The following is a 19,553-nucleotide window of genomic DNA, read 5'->3' as shown; positions in this document are numbered from 1 at the left end:
TCTCTTCTCCTTTGTCAGTTCTATCACTCTTATTGCTTTGGTGTGAGGATTAATGAAACTCCATTAATATCGCTAATAACATAGTTCCCAGCTACACCATCCTGAGTACAATTAGGGGCTAAAACAGCTTGCCACTGTGTTCCTCTATAGTGCACAACCGTAGAACGAGGCATATTCCAATTGTTCACATAAATAACCGTACCAATATCCATATTGACATTGACATCACTTGTTGGCGTAGTTAATGATGATTTAGATTTAATACCAAAAAATTTAAAAACAAAAACACCCAACAATAAAATAAGGACAAAAATACCTAGTTGCCAATAAATTGATAATTCAAAAAAGGCGACTAGTCCTGCTGCAAACATGGCAATGGCAAGGAACATTAAATAAAATGTCCCAGAGAGCACTTCTAAAATAAGAAAAACAATGGCTAAAGTAAACCAAACCCACATCAAATACACCTCATTAAATTTATGCTTTGATAAAGGAAAATATGTGCACTAGCTGATTATGGTAGTGTTACTGCCCTTCTCCCTACTAGTGCAACCTCTCTTATGACTATTAGTATGATTAGCGTACGCCTAAGAGCTCTACTTCAAACACTAATGTTGCATTAGGAGGTATAACACCTCCTGCTCCACGGCTACCATAGCCTAATTCAGCAGGAATTGTTAACTTACGAACGCCCCCAATTTTCATTCCTTGAACGCCTTTATCCCAACCTTTGATAACATAGCCTGCATCTAAAGGGAATTCAAATGGGTCATTGCGATCTTTACTAGAATCGAACTTTTGTCCATTGTCTAATAACCAACCCGTATAGTGAACAGTCACAAGATTCCCACTTTTTGCCTCTTCACCGTCACCTATTTTGATATCTTCAATGATTAATTCACTCATAGCTCTCACCTTTTTAACATATTAATTAATACTTATTGTTGATTATAACAACTAAACACTACTAATCTATGACGATAAGTATAGTTATATGACAAAACCCATTGTGATGAGACGATGATTTGCTGACTTGCTAAATAGATAAATGAATTTAGCGATTAGGCTATTTTCGTTAAATGATTTTGTCGAGCAGTCTTTTTTAAATTAAACGACTACTCGACTTTATGCAATCTATAATAAATTCAATTAATGAACTATTTTCGTTAAATGATTTTGTCGAGCAGTCTTTTTACCAAATCCAAAAGACTGCTCGCCGAAAACGTTATTTTATCCAATAGAAAACCCATTATTATAACACAATAGGTTTATCTCTACGATGCCAGAGTTGCAAATAATTATCTTATTTGTAACTCTGTTTAATCATGGTTTGGCTAGTTTAGCTAGCTAGTTTTTGCCATGTATCTACAACGGTATCAGGGTTAAGTGACATAGAAAGGATACCCTTATCTTTAAGCCATTGAGCCAAATCAGGATGATCTGAAGGGCCTTGTCCACAAATACCGACATATTTACCGGCTTTTAAGCAAGCATTGATAGCACGCTCTAACATAAATAATACAGCTGGATCGCGCTCATCAAAGTCTGCTGCTAATAATTCCATACCTGAATCGCGGTCTAGACCTAAACTTAATTGAGTCATGTCATTAGAACCAATAGAGAAACCATCAAAGTATTCTAGGAATTGATCGGCTAAAATAGCATTACTAGGAACTTCACACATCATGATTAGACGCAAGCCATTCTCACCACGTTTTAAACCATTTTCTGCTAACAAGTTCACTACACGCTCTGCTTGACTTAAGGTACGAACAAATGGAATCATGATTTCCACATTAGTTAGTCCCATTTCTTCACGAACAAAACGTAATGCCTCACACTCCATACGGAAACATTCAGCAAAATCCTCAGAGATATAGCGAGAAGCTCCGCGGAAGCCTAACATTGGATTTTCCTCTTCTGGCTCATAGCGAGAACCACCCACTAATTTACGGTACTCATTTGACTTAAAGTCAGACATACGGACAATAACTGGTTTCGGATAGAAGGCAGCAGCAATCGTAGCAACACCTTCCGCTAGTTTTTCCACAAAGAACGCTCTAGGACTAGCATAACCACGTGCAGCAGACTCCACCGCTTTTTTCAAATCACTTGCGACATTTGGATAATCCAACACTGCTTTAGGGTGAACGTTAATATTGTTATTAATGATAAACTCTAAACGTGCTAAGCCAACACCTTTATTTGGAATTTGAGCAAAGTCAAAAGCAAGCTGAGGATTACCTACGTTCATCATAATTTTGACAGGAATCTCTGGCATTTCGCCGCGACGAACTTCTTCAACTTCTGTTTCTAAGAATCCGTCATAAATGCGACCTTCGTCACCTTCTGCACATGATACTGTTACTTCTGCATTTTCAATTAATACCTCAGTACCGTCTCCTGTACCCACCACGGCAGGGATACCTAATTCACGGGCGATAATCGCTGCATGACATGTACGACCACCACGATTCGTAACAATTGCTGCTGCACGTTTCATCACTGGTTCCCAGTTAGGGTCAGTCATGTCAGTAACTAAGATATCGCCGGCTTGAACTTGATCCATATGAGCAATATCATGAATAATGCGTACTTTACCTGCACCAATTTTTTGACCAATCGCACGACCTGTTGTTAACACTGTGCCTGTTGCTTTTAGTTTATAGCGTTGTTGAATATCATGGCTAACTTCTTGAGACTTAACTGTTTCAGGGCGAGCTTGAAGAATATAAAGTTTACCGTCAATACCGTCACGTCCCCACTCTACGTCCATTGGGCGTTGATAGTGTTTTTCAATAATAACGGCATAACGAGCAAGCTCAGTTACTTCATCATCAGTTAATGAATAACGATTACGATCAGTCACTGGCACATCAACAGTTTTAACAGCATTTTCACCAGGTTTGCGATCCTCGTTAAATTCCATTTTGATGAGTTTTGAACCGATACGGCGACTAATAATTGGATACTTATTATTTGCTAGCGCTGGTTTAAATACATAAAACTCGTCAGGATTAACAGCACCTTGAACAACTGTTTCACCAAGACCATAAGAAGAAGTAATGAAAACAACATCAGGGAAACCAGACTCTGTATCAATCGTGAACATTACCCCTGCACTACCCTTATCAGAACGAACCATGCGTTGGATACCAGCTGATAAAGCCACATCAGCATGAGCATAGCCTTTGTGTACACGATAAGAAATAGCACGGTCATTGTATAGAGATGCAAATACATGGCGAATTTTATCTAGTACATCATCAATACCAGCTACATTCAAGAAAGTCTCTTGTTGTCCTGCAAAAGAAGCATCAGGTAAATCCTCGGCTGTTGCTGAAGAACGTACAGCAAAAGTACCTTTACCATCTGTATCTAACTTAGCAAATGAATCACGAATTTCTTGTTCGAATTGAGCAGAAAATGGTGCTTCAATAATCCATTGACGAATTTCTTGACCGGCATTAGCTAATGCTCTTACATCTTCTGGATTTAATGTGGTTAAACGCTCTGAAATACGTTTATCAAGACCTGAATCTTTCAAAAAATCACGAAACGCTTGAGCCGTCGTAGCAAAACCACCAGGAACACGTACTCCAGCGTTGGCTAATTGACTAATCATTTCACCAAGTGAAGCATTTTTACCCCCGACGATATCTACATCGGTCATGCGAAGATTTTCAAAAGGTATTACATAAGACATTGATGTCTCCCAATAAAAAAGAAAGCTTATTTATTCAAAAAACCAGTAAATTCTTAATAATTTTCTCAATAAATACGCCTATATCAGGAAAATATCTTTAATATACGTTATTGTAACCCCTTAGCGATAATTTTGGGTATTTTTTTAAGGAAAATTTATGTCATTGCCTCAAAAAACAGTGTTTATTATTTCTGACGGTACAGGAATTACAGCTGAAACCTTTAGTCATTCAGTACTTAGCCAATTTACTGAGCACTATTCTTTTAAACAAATTCGCGAACCTTTCGTCACCACTGTTGATAAAATTAAAGAAATTATTGCTCGCATTGATGAAATTGCCGAAACAGATAGCCCACCTATTATTTTTAGCACTATGGTGGATCAAGAATTAGTCGATTATATGCGCCACTCTAAAGGTATTTTTCTTGATATTTTTGGTGCCTGTGTGAATACATTAGAATTAAGTTTACAAGTCCGCTCTAACCCAACTGTGGGGCGTTCGCACTTAGATGCCAGTTCTGAGGCTTACCACAAGCGCATTGAGGCAATTAATTTTACGCTTGCCCATGACGATGGACAATTTGTTCATGGCCTACAAGAAGCCGATGTCATTTTAGTTGGCGTATCTCGTAGTGGTAAAACACCGACAAGTCTATATTTGGCCATGCAATATGCCTTAAAAGTTGCCAATTTCCCTTTAATTCCAGAAGACTTTGAACGAGGTCAGTTGCCTAAAACAATTCAACCTTTTAGACATAAACTCTTTGGTTTATCAATCCAACCCGAAAGGTTATCCGAAATTCGTGGAGAGCGTCGTCCCAATAGTAAGTATGCGTCACTAGAACAATGCCGTTACGAAGTAGCAGAAGCTGAACACTTGATGCGTATGCAAAATATCACTTGGTTATCATCAACAACAAAATCAATTGAAGAAATCTCTACCACGGTTTTACAGATTTTAAAACTAGAAACCCATAAATACTAAGTGGTCTTAGTAGATTAATAGACTTGCTTACAATACCTCTGCAAATCAATGCAGAGGTATTTTTGATTAGAGTTCAAAGCCTAATTGACGCTGTTGCTCATATAAAGCAAGTGCACTGGCAATACCTACATTAAGCGACTCAACCTGTTGACTTTGAGGAATAAATACGGCTTGATGGGTAAATTGTAAAATTTCTTCACTCACTCCCTGTCCTTCATGCCCAAATACCCACAACACATTTTTTGGTATTACTAACTCGTAAAGATGCTTTGCTCGTGGACTAAGGTGCGTAATGTACAGAGGCAAAGAACTTTTTTCTAATAAATCAATAGAATCAACTTGTGTATAAATAGTCATAGAAAAATGCGCTCCTTGCGCACTCCTCAGCACCTTACTTGACCACGGATTAGCACATCCAACCGTTAAATAAATATATTTAATATTGAGTGCCGCACATGTCCTAATAATCGTACCTACATTACCGGGGTCTTGTACTCTATCCAGTAAGACAGCTGTTTTTTGTGGATAAGTTATTTCTGGTGTAGAGGGGTTAACACATACCCAAAATAAGATTCCTTGAGGACTTTCTACCGAATTCAACTGTTTAAACAAATGGTCTGGGAGTACGATACAAGCACATTCTTTTAACGTTTGCCAGCGCTGAAAATATGATGCTTGACTACTTTCTCTCAAAATAACTAGCTTAGGAAGCCCTTTATGACTTAACCACATCTCGCATAAATGATCCCCCTCAAGCAACAGTTCATTTTTAACTTTGTGTTGTGCTACCTTGCAGATATTTTTGTACAGAGGGTTATCTTTAGAACTTATCAATTTCATATAATGCAGGGAAAATAATTAATCAAAGCCTTTAAATATACCCCACATCATAACCGATTAGTACTATCAAATAAATATAGCCCAAAAGAAGAAAATAAAAAGTTTATCTATGACAAATAGATAAACTTTTTAAGGTTTAGTAAGTAATGTCTATAGTGCTTGAGGGGTGGGATTTCCTTTGAAATCAATCCAATGCTTCTCTTTGTAGTCATATAATTTGCATGACTTAGCTGTTCTGAAATACCAAGACCAAGAGAAAGGTTGCACCACAATACGTTCTGGTAGCATATACTCAAGTTGAGCTTGTGCATTTTTTAATTTATATAGTGGAATAGACATATCCACATGGTGTGCTGTATGTTCCATAATATGGTGCAACAAAGCCCCAAACTGAAATTTGAATAACAGATGTACTGTTGTCGATACAAATGGCTGCGCTTTAGCCCACTCAGCCTTGTTGTCATGCCAAACAACTTTTGTATGAGTATGCTGTACATAAACTACAAAACCAATCATAGAAAACCAGAAAAATAGCGGCAATAACCAAGTAAAAAATAATAGGCTTAAAATGGATTGGTCTGTTGCTATCGCTGCTACGATAACAGCAATAGCCCATAAAATTCCAAAACTTGCACACAATAAGCTATCCCAGAAGAATGATTTTCTTTGGGTACCCATAGCAGATTTTGATGGAAACATCATTTTTTTCCACCAAATTTCGTTAATATAATAAATACCGGGTGCCCAGCCACTGCGGTAAATTCTCTCTAAGAATTGACGCATTGGTGTCATTTGCTGATACTCTTCTAGAGATGCTGGTTGCCATACAAAATCTACCCTTTTAAATTGGTATATCCATGATGATACAACATTATGACCAACATCCCATAAGCTATATGGAGAAACCCCTGGTAAAAAAGCAATTCTCCCCAACCATTTATTCAACTGACGATGTGGCGTCAAACTTTGATGACATGCATCATGACCTATGATAAAAATACGCCCAATCCAGAATCCTGCTGTTAGCGAGCATAATAGTTTGACCCACCATGCTTGGAAGTAAACCGTGCCAATGAGTAATGCACCAAGAATAATAAAGTCAACAGTTAATAAGGTAATTGCCTTAAAAGTATCTTTTTCTGATAAAGGAATAAGCCAGCTACGGATAATTTTACGATGTGGTAATTCTGCTTGAGGATCAATTGGCTGAAGCGAATTTTCAGTAGTCATGAGGTAATTTAAACTTTGTTTCAAATAATGTTTAATTATACCCAAAAAAACATTTAAAGGGTTGAAATAGCATAAATGTTACTAATGACATAATGATGACATTTAGCAATTCTGTCATTATTTTCACCCTAACTTAATACATTTTTTCCATAAACTCACGCATCATTGCCAATGATTTCACGCCAGGACTTTGCTCAACCCCACTACTTAAATCAATGGCATAATAATTACCCTTATATAGATCAACGTTATCTTTTTTAATTCCACCAGCAATAACCATTTTGTATGGTGAAAGATATTCTTTTAAGGGCTCAAGAATAGATAAATCAAAACCCACTCCTGAACCACCATAGTGGGGTGTATACGTATCAAATAAAAAAGCTTGAGCAGAAGTAAATTGTTTTAGGTAGGTAAAAAGCTTTTCTGTGGTATCTAACTCTGGAGAGCCAACTCTAACAGCACGCCAATATGGAAAATCGAATTGCTGACAAAACTCAGCTGTCTCATCACCATGAAACTGAATCGCATCTGGTTGTAAATGATTAATCACCTCTTCAACCTCATGTGCACTTGGATTAACCATGAGTACAATCAAATTCATAAATGCTGGGATATGTTTTTTTAACTCAATCGCTTGTGCCAAGGAGACATAGCGCTTACTTTTAGGGTAAATAACAAATCCAATGGCATCTACACCTAATTCTGCTGCCATTAGTATTTCTTCTGGTTGACGTAAACCACAAATTTTTACTCTTGTTCTCATATGACCTCTAAAACAATAGGGGAAGAGTAATAACACTCCTCCCCTATTGTATTTGTTAAGTGATGCCGTTATTGGAAAGTTGAGTTACTTTCTGAATAAGGGTCATCTCCATAAGATGATTCGCCCGTATCAATAATAACCGATTTAGGATCAACACCCGAACCCTGATCTTTGTAGTGCGTCACTACGCCAGGGAAAACCATAACTAGAATTACCATTAACAACTGGATAACGATAAATGGGATAGAGCCACGGTAAATATCTCCTGTACTAACACGAGGGATAATTTCACCGGTAATTTTATCTTTATAGTCCTCTTTAGGTGCTACTGAGCGTAAATAAAATAAGGCAAAACCAAATGGTGGGTGCATAAAGGATGTTTGCATATTAACAGCTAACAACACACCGAACCAGATTAAATCAATGCCCATCTTATCAGCTACTGGCCCCAATAAAGGAACAATGATAAAGGCTAATTCAAAGAAGTCTAAAAAGAAGGCTAAGAAGAATGTAGCAATACTTACTACAATCAAGAAGCCTGTTTGCCCGCCTGGTAGTGATGAGAATAGACCCTCTACCCAATGCTGACCACCAAAGCCAGTAAAGGTTAGCGTAAAGATGGTTGAGCCTACAAGAATGAAAATAACAAAACTCGTTAATTTTGTCGTCGTTTCCATTGCTTGTTTTAATAGATCTAATGATAGGCGACCTCTTAATAAAGCTAATAAAATAGCACCAACTGCACCCATCGCACCACCTTCTGTTGGCGTTGCCACACCGATAAAGATCGTACCTAACACCAAGAAAATCAGGAATAGCGGAGGTATCATCACGAATACAACACGCTCAGCAATTTTAGATAATAGATTAAGGCGCAACAGCTTATTTAGCACGGCAACAATAAAAGCAAATAACCCCCACAATAAGAGATTAACCACTACTCTCTCATCAACCGGTGCTTTTTCTGTTAGTACTTGAGATGACACAAAATAAGCCCCAACACTAGCCGCAATCGTTAGAACAAGTAAAGAAATAAGTCCAGAAGATCCATTAGGTTGGCGATACACTCTATCCTTCTCTGGGATTGACGGTGCTGAGTTAGGCTTGATAATAGTCATGGTCAACACGTAGAGCACATATACCCCAGTCAAAATAAGTCCGGGTAATATTGCGCCACGGTACATATCACCAATTGAACGTCCTAATTGGTCTGCCAAAATAATTAGCACTAGCGATGGCGGAATAATTTGCGATAATGTACCTGATGCAGCAATAACGCCAGTAGCCAGTTTGCAATCATAGCCATAACGTAGCATAATCGGCAACGAAATTAACCCCATTGAAATAACCGAGGCGGATACCACCCCAGTCGTCGCTGCTAACATCGCTCCTACAAAAATAACCGCATAGGCTAAACCACCACGAACAGGGCCAAACAACTGCCCAATAGTCTCTAGCAAGTCTTCGGCCATTCCAGATCGTTCAAGAATCAACCCCATCAAGGTAAAGAAAGGTACAGCAAGCAAAGAATCGTTTTGAACAATACCAAATACACGCTCTGGCAGTGCTTGTAAAAAAGCAAAAGAGAATTCATCAAAGTAAATTCCTAGTAAAGTATATAAAATACCATTAGCCGCTAGAGAAAATGCCACTGGAAAGCCCAATAACAAAAAGCAGATTAATGTTAAAAACATAATCGGCGGCATATTAGCAATAATAAAATCCATTTATGTCACCTTAATTCTTAAGAGCCGCGATATCTTGAGCTAACAACTCTTCGGCAGTAGGACCGTCATGTTTTAATGGGTTTGGTCCTTTATCTGTTAGAAAAGCGATGCATTTAATCGCATGTGAAATACCAGCGAGTGACAATAAAGTGAATCCTACAGGAATTAGTAATTTTACTGGCCAGCGAATAAGACCACCTGAGTTAGAGGACTCCTCACCCGTTACAAAAGATAATTCAAAAAATGGAATAAGATAAATAAACAATCAATAAACATGCAGGTAACATGAAAAAGATTACCCCGATTAAATCAATTATCACTTGTGTGCGAGGTGATAAACGCTGATTAATGATATCCACTCGGACATGTTCATTTTTTAGGAAAGTATAGCCTGCTGCCAATAGAAAAATAACCCCAAACAAATACCATTGAATTTCAAGCCATGCGTTAGAACTTACATGAAAAGTTTTTCGTACAATAGCATTCCCTGCACTGATTAATACGACAATCAAGGTAACCCATGTTACAGATCTCCCTACTAGAGACATAATCGCATCAATTGCTTTGGAAATAGAAAGCAAAAATTTCATAAGATTCTCAAATTTAATTTAAAAAACATAACCGCGTATGCCATTCTTTGAATGAATTGGTAAATACACGGTTAAAATCCACCACATTATAACGGACTTAGCTTTTCTTTTGGCGAACCTGATTAATCATGTATGAATCAAAGTTAAATTCCCCTACACCAAACCATGGTGTTACTTCTTCACGGAAAGCGGTGTAATTATCATAAACTTTCTTGAACAACGCATCTTTAGCTGATAATTCAGCATAAAGCTTTTGACTTTCTGCATAGCACACATCTAAAATTTCTTTTGAGAAACGTTTTAGTTGAGCACCTTCAGAAATCAAGCGACGTAAAGCTTGAGGATTACGGTGATCATAAGTAGCTAACATTTGCGTAGCTGCCATATTAGATGCTTGATTGATAGCATGTTGGTAAGTTTTGGGTAAAGCGTTATAAGAGTCCTTATTAATGTATAAAGACACTTGTAAAGCACCTTCCCACCATCCAGGGAAATAATAGTTAGGAGCTACTTTGTGGAAACCTAATTTTTCATCATCATAAGGACCAATCCACTCTGCCGCATCAATAGTACCTTTTTCTAGTGAAGGATAAATATCACCACCAGCCACTTGTTGAGGCACTACACCTAAACGTGATAACACAGCACCAGCAAAAGCACTACAACGGAATTTTAGACCTTTTAGATCATCAGCTGTATTGATTTCTTTGCGGAACCAACCACCCATTTGAGTGCCGGTGTAACCACATGGGAAATTGACAATATTGTATTTATCATAAATCTCACGAGTCAATGCCATACCATCACCCTCGTGCATCCATGCCATCATTTGGCGTGTATTCATACCAAACGGTACGGCTGAGTCAAAACAAATAACAGGATCCTTACCATAATAGTAGTAAGACGCTGAGTGCCCACACTCTACTGTACCATTTTGCACCGCATCTAATACTTGTAAAGCGGGAACAATTTCTCCGGCGTGATGCACTCGAACATTAAATTTACCACCTGTTGCCTCAGATAAAAATTTAGCGAAATTTGCGCCACCATTATAAATAGCATCAGCACTAGTAGGGAAACTAGATGCTAAACGCCAATTTAGTGTTGGTGTATCTTGTGCAAAAACTGGGGCAGCTAAAGAAGCACCACCTGTAGCGGCGATACCTAAGGAAGCTTTCTTAAGAAATGAACGACGTTGCATCTTGAGACTCCTGTCACGTATTACAAAACGTAAGGAGTATTGTATAAAAAATCTATTGCCTCGCAATATTATCGGAAACCCTAAAAATATCACTAATAGATTTAGCAAGTCTTATTTTTGCGTGTTTTTCTCTTACAAAGCTTGAATCAGACTTTGTAATGGCTGCTTAAGATCAAATGCACTAGCCGGCAAATGAAAATTTTCTGGATACTCCACATCGACCAAATATAAACCATCCGGCATAAATGTTGGCGCAGAAAACTTCCTATCTTTTTGTGCCAATAAGTCTTGTATCCATTCAGGCTGATAACGCCCTTTTCCCACATAGACTAAAGCACCAATGATATTTCTGACCATATGGTGTAAAAAAGCATTGGCTTTGAGGGTGAAAATAATAAAAACCCCTTGCTGCTGAATATCTAACAGCTCTAAGGTACGCACAGGACTTTTGGCCTGACAAATTGACGATCGAAAAGAGGAAAAATCATGCTGCCCTACTAAATACTGCCCAGCTTGCCGCATTGCCTCAATATTTAAGGAATTAAAGTCTAATCCTGCTCTACCGACCCAACTTGGCGCAAGGTGAGTTTCATTACGTAAAATATATACATAGGTTCGAGCTATCGCGCTGAATCTCGCATGAAAATCATCTGATACTTCTTGAGCCCAACGAACACGAATAGTAGGAGGTAATAAAGCATTAACCCCCCTCACCCAAGAATATAGTCGGCGATTAGCATAAGTGTCAAAATGAACAACCTGTCCTATACCATGTACGCCTGTATCGGTCCTGCCTGCACAAATAGTAGCAACGGGTGAATCCGTAAATTGCGTTAGTGCACGTTCAAGATAATCTTGCACAGTATTACCATTGGGTTGTGTCTGCCAGCCATTAAATGCTTGACCGTCATAGGCAATACCCAACGACATACGCTTTAGCAGAGGGATATTTTCTTGCATAATAGATTATCTTGTTAGCATTAAATATAGGGCACTCACCTGCGCAAGTGCCCATAAAGCAAGTTAAATACTAATAACCTGCCATATTAATATCTTAGGATAAATTACAATTCACCAATAGCAATACGTAACATACGGCGTAATGGTTCAGCAGCTCCCCATAGTAACTGGTCACCTACTGTAAAGGCACTAACATACTCTGGTCCCATATTCATTTTACGTACACGACCTACTGGAATTGTTAACGTACCAGAAATAGCCACAGGACTTAATTCATTCATAGAATTTTCACGGGTATTAGGGATAAAACGTGCCCATTCTGTGCCTGATTTAATCATATCCTCAATTTCATCAAGTGGAATATCACGTTTTAATTTCAATGTTAATGCTTGGCTGTGTGAGCGCATAGCACCGATACGTACACATAAGCCATCTATTGGAATTAGTGGTAAATCAAAACCTTCGACCACGTCCTAAAATTTTATTAGTCTCAGCTTGAGCTTTCCATTCTTCACGGGATTGACCATTGCCTAAATCTTTATCAATCCACGGAATTAAATTTCCTGCTAGAGGAACACCGAAGTTATCTCGAGGTAAATCTGCATCTTTCTGTTTAGCTAATACTTGGCGATCAATTTCCAAAATAGCTGATGCAGGATCGTCTAGCAATGATGCAACTGACTGATTCAGGATACCAAATTGCGTTAATAACTCACGCATATGCTTAGCACCACCACCAGAAGCCGCTTGGTAAGTCATTGAGGTCATCCATTCAACGGCATCTTCACGGAACAAACCTGCCAAGCCCATTAACATACAACTAACAGTACAATTACCACCAATAAAGTTTTTAATTCCTTTCTTAATACCCGCATCAATTACATGACGATTAACAGGATCAAGAACAATAATGGCATCATCTTTCATACGTAGCGTACTTGCCGCATCAATCCAAAGACCATCCCATCCAGCCTCACGTAGTTTTGGATACACTTCAGTCGTATAATCACCACCTTGAGCCGTTAAAATGATGGGTAATTTTTTTAATGCGTCAATATCATAAGCATCTTGTAAATTACCAGCTCCATCAGCCCATGAAGGAGCTTTAGCACCTGCGCTACTTGTAGAAAAAAATACCGGATTAATGAGAGAAAAATCACCCTCATCACGCATTCTTTGCATAAGCACAGAACCAACCATTCCGCGCCAACCGATAATACCAACTGATTGTGTCATTTTGAATTTTCCAAATAATGAATGTTGTCTAACAAAGAGAATTTATAACTTACTGCAATACTAGCGCTCTCTATAAAGCGGCAATTACGGCGTCACCCATCTGTGATGTGCCTACTTTTATAGTACCTTCTTTATAAATATCTACCGTGCGATAGCCTTGCTCTAGTACTTTACCAACAGCAGCTTCAATTTGCTGTGCCGCTATTTCATTACCAAATGAATAACGTAGCATCATTGCCGCAGAAAGAATCGTCGCTAAAGGGTTAGCTAGATTTTTACCAGCAATATCTGGTGCAGAGCCATGACTTGGTTCATACAATCCTTGGTTTGTCGCATTGAGTGAGGCTGAAGGTAACATACCGATAGATCCTGTTAGCATCGATGCTTCATCAGACAAAATATCACCAAATAAATTGCCAGTCACGACGACATCAAACTCTTTAGGCGCTCTAACCAATTGCATAGCAGCATTATCAATATACATATGTGTTAAGGCTACATCTGGGTATTCCTTACTCACATCAATCATGATGTCACGCCAAAATTGTGATGTTTCTAGTACATTTGCCTTGTCTACAGAACATAATTTTTTCTGGCGTTTTTGTGCGGCTTGGAAAGCGATATGGGCAATACGACGCACCTCACTTTCAGCGTAGCGCATCGTATCATAGCCCTCTTTATCACCTACAAATAAGCCATCTGTAGCAATACGTATACCACGAGGTGTACCAAAGTAAATATCCCCTGTCAGTTCACGTACGATTAAAATATTTAGACCAGATACCACCTCAGGCTTCAAGGTAGATACATCCGCTAATTGAGGGTACAGCACAGCTGGTCTTAAGTTCGCAAATAAGCCTAAGTTTTTACGTAGACCTAGAATAGCTTGCTCGGGACGGAATTCTCTTGGCAATGTATCGTATTTCCAATCACCTACCGCCCCAAACAATACAGCTTGGGATTTTTTAGCCAAATCTAGAGTATGTTTTGGTAATGGGTGTCCATAAAGATCATATGCTCGCCCGCCCACATCCGCTTTTTCAAGCTCTAAATCAAGCTTAAGTGCAGCTAAGACACGTACAGCTTGTTCTACGATTTCTTCACCAATACCATCACCTGGTAATACTGCTACTAAATTTGACATACTCTATCCTATTGTTTCATCACATTGCTTGCCCTACTAGCCATGGCATGGCTTGCAAACGTTTTTTCTCGAATACTTTTATTTTATCCGATTGTCGAAGTGTTAGGCCGATATCATCGAATCCATTTAATAAACAGTAGCGACGGAAAGGCTCAACATCAAAAGAAATTTGACGTCCACTAGGCGTTTCAATCACTTGTTTTTCTAGATTAACGGTCAATTGATAACCTTCTGTCATATTCACTTCATCAAATAAATTAGCTACCGTATTTTCATCTAAACGAATAGGTAACAAGCCATTTTTGAAGCTATTATTAAAGAAAATATCGGCAAAAGATGGGGCAATAATCACTCTAAAACCATATTGTTCTAGTGCCCATGGAGCATGTTCTCGACTAGAGCCACAGCCAAAATTCTTTCTAGCCAATAAAATTGATGCACCATGGTAACGTGGCTTATTTAAGACAAAATCAGGATTTAATGGACGTTTTGTGTTATCCATTCCAGGCTCGCCATGATCCAAATAGCGTAACTCGTCAAATAAATTAGGTCCAAAGCCTGTACGTTTAATTGACTTCAAAAATTGCTTTGGAATAATAAGGTCTGTATCTACATTTTCACGATCTAATGGAGCAACTAACCCTTTGTGTATAGTAAATGCTTGCATAAAAACTCTCCCTAGAATGAACGTACATCAACAAAATGACCAGCGATAGCTGCTGATGCTGCCATAGCTGGGCTGACTAAATGTGTACGCCCTCCTTGTCCTTGGCGCCCCTCAAAATTACGATTAGAGGTAGAAGCACAACGCTCACCTGGTTCAAGTCTATCCGCATTCATCGCTAAACACATAGAACAGCCTGGCTCTCTCCACTCAAATCCTGCATCTTTAAAGATTTTATCTAGTCCTTCTTCCTCTGCTTGTAACTTAACTAAGCCAGAACCAGGTACAACCATCGCTTGTTTAACATTGGCAGCCACTTTACGACCTTTGATAACAGCAGCTGCTGCTCGTAAATCCTCAATACGAGAATTTGTACATGAACCGATAAATACTCGATCAATTTTAATCTCTGAGATAGGCGTATCTACCGTTAACCCCATATATTCTAAGGCACGCTCCATACCACTACGCTTCACAGGATCATTCTCTGACGCAGGATTAGGTACTTTATCCTCAATACTCAATACCATTTCAGGTGATGTTCCCCACGTTACTTGTGGACGGATATCTTCCGCATTAATTTCAATCACTGCATCAAAATGAGCATCCTTATCTGAGTGCAATGTTTTCCAATATTCTACGGCTTGATCCCATAACTCACCTTTTGGTGAATAAGGTTTATTTTTGAAATACTCAATCGTTTTATCATCTACAGCAACTAGTCCTGAACGAGCTCCAGCTTCAATTGCCATATTACAAACAGTTAGTCGCCCCTCCATTGATAAATCACGAATAGTACTACCCGCAAATTCAATGGCATGGCCAGTACCACCCGCCGTACCAATTACACCGATAATATGCAATACCACGTCTTTTGCAGTACAACCAATTGGTAATGTACCCTCTACTTTTATGAGCATATTTTTATTTTTTTTCATTAGCAGCGTTTGTGTAGCAAGAACGTGCTCTACTTCTGAGGTACCAATACCAAAAGCCAAAGCACCCATTGCACCATGTGTACTCGTATGAGAATCACCGCAAACAACTGTCATTCCTGGTAAAGTAGCACCTTGCTCTGGCCCAACAACATGGACAATACCTTGTCTTATATCATCCATACGAAATTCAGTAATACCATATGTTGCACAATTTTGATCAAGCGTATCAACCTGCAATTTAGAGATTGGGTCTGTGATCCCCTCTTTACGATTACTCGTTGGAACGTTATGATCGGCTACTGCTAGATTGGCACTAAGTCGCCAAGGTTGGCGATTAGCCATTGTCAATCCTTCAAATGCTTGTGGACTGGTAACTTCATGCAATAATTGACGATCGATATAGATAAGACAGGTCCCATCCTCTTCTTGGCTCACCACATGAGCATCCCATAATTTATCGTAAAGTGTTTTAGCCATTTAAAACCTACATATTAAAAAATACAGTATGTGACTGTAATGATTATGCCAGTCTAAGAAAACTTAACAAGACAATTAAATATACTAGTACTAATACTACTATAATATCAACCATAAGCCACTACCTAAGCAAATCACTGCATGTGTCGTAGCTTACTTGTCCCTCTATAAATTTTTATAACCTTAGCAATAAGCTTATTGACGATATGCCCTGTGCATTAAAAGATTATCGATTAAAACTAGTGCTAATAATGCTTCAGCGATAGGTGTTGCACGGATACCTACACAAGGGTCATGACGCCCTAATGTTTGAACGATTACAGGCTCATTATTGGTATTGATAGATTGTCGTTCGATACGAATACTAGAGGTTGGTTTAATGGCTAGAGATACCGTAATATCTTGCCCACTCGAAATCCCCCCTAAAATTCCGCCTGCATGATTACTTAAAAAACCTTGTGGCGTAATTTCATCACCATGAACAGATCCTTTCTGATCTATGCAATCAAAACCCGCCCCAATAGAGATACCTTTTACAGCATTCAATCCCATCATCACATAAGCAATCTGCGCGTCTAATCGATGGTATATTGGCTCACCTAAACCAACCGGAATATTTTTGGCTACAACTTCGATTCGTGCACCAATCGAATCCCCCTCTTTACGCAATATATCCATATAGTTTTCTAATTCTGGGATAATTTCTGCATTTGGAGCAAAAAATGGGTTATTAGCTACTTCTGACCAACTGACAAACGGAATTTTAATAGGACCTAGTTGGCTCATATAGCCCATAACTTCAATTCCATAGCGCTCTTTTAACCACTTTTTGGCAATTGCACCCGCTGCTACAGTAGGAGCTGTCAAACGTGCGGATGAGCGCCCTCCGCCACGAGGGTCGCGAATGCCAAATTTATTCCAATAAGTATAATCAGCATGTCCTGGTCGGAAAGACTCACTGATATTAGTATAATCTTTACTTCGTTGATCTTGATTTTCAATTAGCAATGCAATAGGCGTCCCTGTTGTTTTACCTTGATAAACACCCGATAAAATTTTAACTAAATCCGGCTCTCGTCTCTGTGTAACATGGCGTGAAGTACCTGGTTTACGACGATCTAACTCTTTTTGTATATCCTCTTCCGATAGACTCAACCCTGCCGGGCAACCATCAACCACACAGCCAATAGCGATGCCATGAGACTCACCAAAATTAGTTACCGTAAAGAGTTTACCTAAAATACTTCCCGTCATATGTTCCCTATCAATATCCAATAGATTGTAAATAAAACTGTAAATTTATACGTTATTCTTGCTTGAAGTTTGTTGTGACTGCTCTGCTTGCTCTTGTAAGCGTTTTCTTTGCTTGGCTATTTTCTTAGCTGGTCTAACATAAAAAATGGCAAAACAAAAGACGATAAATGCCAAGAAAAACTCAATCATCCCCAGTTTTTGCGAAAGTGGCGATACATCCGAATACCACCGCGTAGTCCCTTCTAAAATATAGAGTAATACCAGCATTGAAGACCACTGCATAGTATAAAGATTCCCTTTATATACACCATACAAAGGAAACATCAAAGGGAGTGCTTTTAAAAAATATATACTCCCCCCAGGGACAATAGGATCTAGCCAAAGTTCCCAGACAATACACAAAATAAATAACGCTAACAACGCTATAAAAGCACCGTAATGTAATACAGGATTGAGTGCTACCGTCCCCTCTATTGCCTGAGACCTTGTTTGTGTTGTTGCCTGTGTTGGATGAGCTGTCATATAAAATAAAGAAAAAAGAGATAGATGCTGTTTTGAAATTATTATACGTATTTTTTTATGGAAACGCTCTTAATCTTGTTATACTTAGCTGATTAACAAATACCCTAATCAATAATGCAAGACAAAGAGAACGACAGTAAACGTTTTGATGAAATTCAAAAAACAGAAGAACAATCAGAAGAACAGCAAGTAGAACAAAATACTAAGCCGTTTTTAAAACAGGCTGTTGTTACTGCTTTTCATCGTCTAACAAGTGACAATCTAACGCAAGTGGCTAGTAGTTTAACCTTCACAACTGTTTTAGCCATTGTACCTTTGCTAGCCGTTATTCTGTCGCTATTTACTGCCTTCCCTATTTTTAAGGAATTACAAGTTGAACTTGATCATTTCTTGACAACTAGTTTAATGCCAGAAGCCATGTCTCACAATATTATGCAGTATCTTAATACCTTTGTGGAAAAGGCTAGAAATATGACGGCAGTGGGTGCAATTGGCCTGCTAATTACCTCAATTCTTTTGATGAAAACGATTGATGAAGTGCTCAATAGGATTTGGCGTGTAAAAAAACAGCGCCCACTTTCTACCCGTGTACTGATTTATTGGGCTATTCTTTCAATCGGACCATTTATGCTAGCTGCCAGTATTTGGGCTAGCTCATTTATTACTAGAGCACAATTAGGAATTGGTGTTGACCTCAGCTTTATTCAAAACCTATTTGCGACGCTCTTCCCTATGCTTTTATCGTTTGTCAGCTTTAGCTTACTATACTACGTCGTTCCTAACCGTACCGTTTATCTACGTGATGCTATGATTGGTGGCATTATTGCTGCTGTACTTTTTGAATTATTAAAAATGGGATTTGCTTACTATATTGCTAAATTCCCTTCTTATACTGTGATTTATGGTGCATTTGCCAGTATCCCATTATTTTTGATGTGGATTTACATTTCTTGGCTTATCGTCCTATTTGGCGCTATTATTGCGTCTATTGTCCCTCAAATCCGTTTCGGTCATATCGAAACCAAAAATAAAGCAGGTGCTAATTTTATTCAGGCTGTTCGTATTTTACGAACATTAGCAGAAAGTCAAAATAAAAATCCACCAGGAAAAAGTACGCAATACTTAGTCAAGACAATGCATGGTAACGCAACACATACTTTGCACATTCTCGAAGAGCTTAATAGTCTAGGGTATATTGTTAATACTCAAGGTCAACGCTCAGAGCGATGGGTATTAGCAAGATAGTCTTAGAAAAGACTTATTATCATTTCTTCTACAAGATTGATTTATTTTACTCAATCCAGAAATTGACTGAA

16 protein-coding genes and 2 pseudogenes are annotated in these 19,553 nt (G+C 38.5%); 2 read left to right on the top strand and 16 right to left on the bottom strand.

The window, feature by feature from the left end:
- Positions 1–29: 29 nt before the first annotated feature.
- From V757_RS21210 to ppsA, 3 genes are all read right to left on the bottom strand, one after another.
- Positions 30–458, bottom strand: coding sequence for an NfeD family protein (locus V757_RS21210; protein WP_023950880.1), 429 nt, complete (start codon positions 456–458; stop codon positions 30–32).
- Between the two features lie 118 nt (positions 459–576).
- Entirely contained in the window at positions 577–906 is a 330-nt protein-coding gene (locus V757_RS21205; protein ID WP_023950878.1) for an FKBP-type peptidyl-prolyl cis-trans isomerase, read from the bottom strand.
- A gap of 433 nt (positions 907–1,339) precedes the next feature.
- Positions 1,340–3,706, bottom strand: a complete 2,367-nt coding sequence (ppsA, locus tag V757_RS21200) for a phosphoenolpyruvate synthase (protein ID WP_023950876.1) — start codon at positions 3,704–3,706, stop codon at positions 1,340–1,342.
- 157 nt (positions 3,707–3,863) lie between these two features.
- Here ppsA and ppsR point away from each other — a divergent pair, with 157 nt between their 5' ends.
- The gene (gene ppsR / locus V757_RS21195) at positions 3,864–4,691 is read left to right on the top strand and encodes a posphoenolpyruvate synthetase regulatory kinase/phosphorylase PpsR (RefSeq protein ID WP_023950874.1); all 828 of its coding nucleotides are present in this window, start codon (positions 3,864–3,866) and stop codon (positions 4,689–4,691) included.
- A gap of 66 nt (positions 4,692–4,757) precedes the next feature.
- Here the strand turns inward: ppsR and V757_RS21190 are convergent, their stop codons facing one another.
- The 13 genes and pseudogenes from V757_RS21190 to V757_RS0114030 all read right to left on the bottom strand — a co-directional run bounded on the left by V757_RS21190 (position 4,758) and on the right by V757_RS0114030 (position 18,237).
- The gene (locus V757_RS21190) at positions 4,758–5,531 is read right to left on the bottom strand and encodes a TrmH family RNA methyltransferase (protein WP_023950872.1); all 774 of its coding nucleotides are present in this window, start codon (positions 5,529–5,531) and stop codon (positions 4,758–4,760) included.
- A 150-nt stretch (positions 5,532–5,681) separates the two neighbouring features.
- A complete protein-coding gene (locus V757_RS21185) occupies positions 5,682–6,761 on the bottom strand; it encodes a fatty acid desaturase (RefSeq protein ID WP_023950870.1) in 1,080 nt (359 codons plus the stop codon).
- Between the two features lie 133 nt (positions 6,762–6,894).
- Complete coding sequence (locus V757_RS21180; protein WP_023950868.1) at positions 6,895–7,524, bottom strand: phosphoribosylanthranilate isomerase; 630 nt, start codon at positions 7,522–7,524, stop codon at positions 6,895–6,897.
- Between the two features lie 68 nt (positions 7,525–7,592).
- Positions 7,593–9,251 (bottom strand): TRAP transporter large permease, encoded by a 1,659-nt coding sequence (locus tag V757_RS21175; RefSeq protein WP_023950866.1) that lies wholly within the window; start codon positions 9,249–9,251, stop codon positions 7,593–7,595.
- A 10-nt stretch (positions 9,252–9,261) separates the two neighbouring features.
- Positions 9,262–9,841 (bottom strand): annotated as a pseudogene (locus tag V757_RS21170) (TRAP transporter small permease subunit).
- A gap of 97 nt (positions 9,842–9,938) precedes the next feature.
- The gene (locus tag V757_RS21165; RefSeq protein ID WP_023950863.1) at positions 9,939–11,042 is read right to left on the bottom strand and encodes a TRAP transporter substrate-binding protein; all 1,104 of its coding nucleotides are present in this window, start codon (positions 11,040–11,042) and stop codon (positions 9,939–9,941) included.
- A gap of 132 nt (positions 11,043–11,174) precedes the next feature.
- Entirely contained in the window at positions 11,175–12,002 is an 828-nt protein-coding gene (gene truA, locus V757_RS21160; RefSeq protein ID WP_023950861.1) for a tRNA pseudouridine(38-40) synthase TruA, read from the bottom strand.
- 104 nt (positions 12,003–12,106) lie between these two features.
- Positions 12,107–13,238, bottom strand: a pseudogene (gene asd / locus V757_RS21155) (aspartate-semialdehyde dehydrogenase).
- Between the two features lie 70 nt (positions 13,239–13,308).
- Positions 13,309–14,382: a 3-isopropylmalate dehydrogenase gene (gene leuB / locus V757_RS21150; RefSeq protein WP_023950859.1), complete on the bottom strand. Its 1,074-nt coding sequence runs from the start codon at positions 14,380–14,382 to the stop codon at positions 13,309–13,311.
- Positions 14,383–14,401: 19 nt separating this feature from the next.
- Positions 14,402–15,049 carry a 3-isopropylmalate dehydratase small subunit gene (gene leuD / locus V757_RS21145; protein ID WP_023950857.1) on the bottom strand — a complete coding sequence of 216 codons (648 nt, stop codon included), beginning with the start codon at positions 15,047–15,049 and terminating at the stop codon, positions 14,402–14,404.
- An 11-nt stretch (positions 15,050–15,060) separates the two neighbouring features.
- Positions 15,061–16,461, bottom strand: a complete 1,401-nt coding sequence (gene leuC, locus V757_RS21140) for a 3-isopropylmalate dehydratase large subunit (RefSeq protein WP_023950855.1) — start codon at positions 16,459–16,461, stop codon at positions 15,061–15,063.
- Between the two features lie 195 nt (positions 16,462–16,656).
- Positions 16,657–17,715 (bottom strand): chorismate synthase, encoded by a 1,059-nt coding sequence (gene aroC / locus V757_RS21135; RefSeq protein ID WP_023950853.1) that lies wholly within the window; start codon positions 17,713–17,715, stop codon positions 16,657–16,659.
- Between the two features lie 45 nt (positions 17,716–17,760).
- Positions 17,761–18,237 carry a DUF2069 domain-containing protein gene (locus V757_RS0114030; RefSeq protein ID WP_023950851.1) on the bottom strand — a complete coding sequence of 159 codons (477 nt, stop codon included), beginning with the start codon at positions 18,235–18,237 and terminating at the stop codon, positions 17,761–17,763.
- Positions 18,238–18,351: 114 nt separating this feature from the next.
- Between V757_RS0114030 and V757_RS21130 the strand changes: the two genes are divergently transcribed.
- Positions 18,352–19,482 (top strand): YihY family inner membrane protein, encoded by a 1,131-nt coding sequence (locus tag V757_RS21130; protein ID WP_023950849.1) that lies wholly within the window; start codon positions 18,352–18,354, stop codon positions 19,480–19,482.
- Positions 19,483–19,553 lie beyond the last annotated feature (71 nt).

It is taken from the genome of Pelistega indica (genome assembly GCF_000506865.1).
In the GTDB taxonomy this organism is placed as follows: domain Bacteria; phylum Pseudomonadota; class Gammaproteobacteria; order Burkholderiales; family Burkholderiaceae_B; genus Taylorella; species Taylorella indica.
This window is presented reverse-complemented; position numbering and strand designations above follow the sequence as displayed.

Coding starts and splice junctions, on each gene's coding strand:
- truA (WP_023950861.1), bottom strand. CDS start 12,002: ATGCAAGAAAATATCCCTCTGCTAAAGCGTATGTCGTTGGGTATTGCC.
- leuC (WP_023950855.1), bottom strand. CDS start 16,461: ATGGCTAAAACACTTTACGATAAATTATGGGATGCTCATGTGGTGAGC.
- ppsA (WP_023950876.1), bottom strand. CDS start 3,706: ATGTCTTATGTAATACCTTTTGAAAATCTTCGCATGACCGATGTAGAT.
- V757_RS21165 (WP_023950863.1), bottom strand. CDS start 11,042: ATGCAACGTCGTTCATTTCTTAAGAAAGCTTCCTTAGGTATCGCCGCT.
- V757_RS21210 (WP_023950880.1), bottom strand. CDS start 458: ATGTGGGTTTGGTTTACTTTAGCCATTGTTTTTCTTATTTTAGAAGTG.
- leuB (WP_023950859.1), bottom strand. CDS start 14,382: ATGTCAAATTTAGTAGCAGTATTACCAGGTGATGGTATTGGTGAAGAA.
- V757_RS21180 (WP_023950868.1), bottom strand. CDS start 7,524: ATGAGAACAAGAGTAAAAATTTGTGGTTTACGTCAACCAGAAGAAATA.
- ppsR (WP_023950874.1), top strand. CDS start 3,864: ATGTCATTGCCTCAAAAAACAGTGTTTATTATTTCTGACGGTACAGGA.
- leuD (WP_023950857.1), bottom strand. CDS start 15,049: ATGCAAGCATTTACTATACACAAAGGGTTAGTTGCTCCATTAGATCGT.
- V757_RS0114030 (WP_023950851.1), bottom strand. CDS start 18,237: ATGACAGCTCATCCAACACAGGCAACAACACAAACAAGGTCTCAGGCA.
- aroC (WP_023950853.1), bottom strand. CDS start 17,715: ATGACGGGAAGTATTTTAGGTAAACTCTTTACGGTAACTAATTTTGGT.
- V757_RS21190 (WP_023950872.1), bottom strand. CDS start 5,531: ATGAAATTGATAAGTTCTAAAGATAACCCTCTGTACAAAAATATCTGC.
- V757_RS21175 (WP_023950866.1), bottom strand. CDS start 9,251: ATGGATTTTATTATTGCTAATATGCCGCCGATTATGTTTTTAACATTA.
- V757_RS21205 (WP_023950878.1), bottom strand. CDS start 906: ATGAGTGAATTAATCATTGAAGATATCAAAATAGGTGACGGTGAAGAG.
- V757_RS21185 (WP_023950870.1), bottom strand. CDS start 6,761: ATGACTACTGAAAATTCGCTTCAGCCAATTGATCCTCAAGCAGAATTA.
- V757_RS21130 (WP_023950849.1), top strand. CDS start 18,352: ATGCAAGACAAAGAGAACGACAGTAAACGTTTTGATGAAATTCAAAAA.